This window comes from Pontibacter silvestris, assembly GCF_020907275.1.
GTDB lineage: Bacteria > Bacteroidota > Bacteroidia > Cytophagales > Hymenobacteraceae > Pontibacter > Pontibacter silvestris.
Genome location: NZ_JAJJWI010000082.1, coordinates 1 through 1,141 on the forward strand (window position 1 = coordinate 1; position 1,141 = coordinate 1,141).

1 protein-coding gene is annotated in these 1,141 nt (G+C 40.2%); it reads left to right on the forward strand.

Features of this window, described 5'->3' with window-relative positions:
• Positions 1 to 192 precede the first annotated feature (192 nt).
• Positions 193 to 852, forward strand: a complete 660-nt coding sequence (locus tag LN995_RS21650; RefSeq protein WP_229963180.1) for a YceI family protein — start codon at positions 193 to 195, stop codon at positions 850 to 852.
• The last annotated feature ends 289 nt before the right edge of the window (positions 853 to 1,141 follow it).

A 1,141-nucleotide genomic window follows, 5' to 3' on the forward strand; every position in this document is an offset into this window, starting at 1 on the left:
CAGTAGATGTGCTGATAACGGACAAGGGCCTGAGTCTGCTACAGGAGATGGAGAAGCAGGAAATTGTGCAGACAGGAGGAATCAGTAATCTTACAGAAGAAGAAGCAAAAGTTTTAAACCGCCTGTTAGATAAAATAAGAGATTAACTTAATAAATAACTGTAGCAAATAAACTATTAACCATGTAACAATCATGAGAAGAACTGCTATTCTTGCTTCACTTGCCGCAGCGCTGCTATTCTCAGCGTATACTGGCACCTCTAAAGGAAATACAGAGCATAGGGAGACTACCGTTGCTGCAGGCGTTGCTGTTCCAGCAAAAGGGAAAGCATATAATGTAGTACTTGATAAAAGCGAGCTAAAGTGGAATGCTAAAAAGATCACCGGGGCACATAATGGAACAATTAACCTGAAAAGTGGCCAGCTGGAGGTAAACAAAAATAGAGTTACTGGCGGTGAGTTTGTGATTGACATGGGCTCATTGGTTTGCAGCGATAATGCTAAAGTAGGTGCCCATCTCAAGAATGATGACTTTTTTGGAGTAGAGAAGTTTCCTACTGCTACTTTTAAAGTCTCCAGTGTTAAGCCTATAGAAAATGCCGTTGCCGGAGAACCCAACTTTACAGTAACAGGTGATCTTACCATTAAGAATATTACTAATCCTGTCTCTTTCCCGGCTATTATAAACGTAAAAAGCGGAGTAGCTACGGCCACTGGCGACGTAACGGTAGATCGTACAAAATATGATATCCGATACCGTTCCAGCAGCTTTTTCAGCGACCTGGGTGACAAAGCCATTTATGATGATTTTACCGTGTCTCTAAATATTACTGCACAGCAGGCATCTATATAGTAAAATTGGTTTATGTTTAGGAGCCGCTCCGTATCTGAAACCTCAGATACGGAGCGGTTTCTGTTTGTTGGAGCTATATTTTTGTAATGTAGGAGAGCTTTACACAGTGTTTGTTTTTACCTTTGCTTTCCCGCCTAGCATTGCGCTTTTGTGTTATTAGCGTCTTTTCTGCCAGGAAGAACTAAAAAAATCTCCATTATGTTTGTACATTAAATGTATATACATATATTTGTGTCGTGTAAGGCATATTAGGATTTGTTATGGGAATAGAAGAAGAGATAAAGCAGTC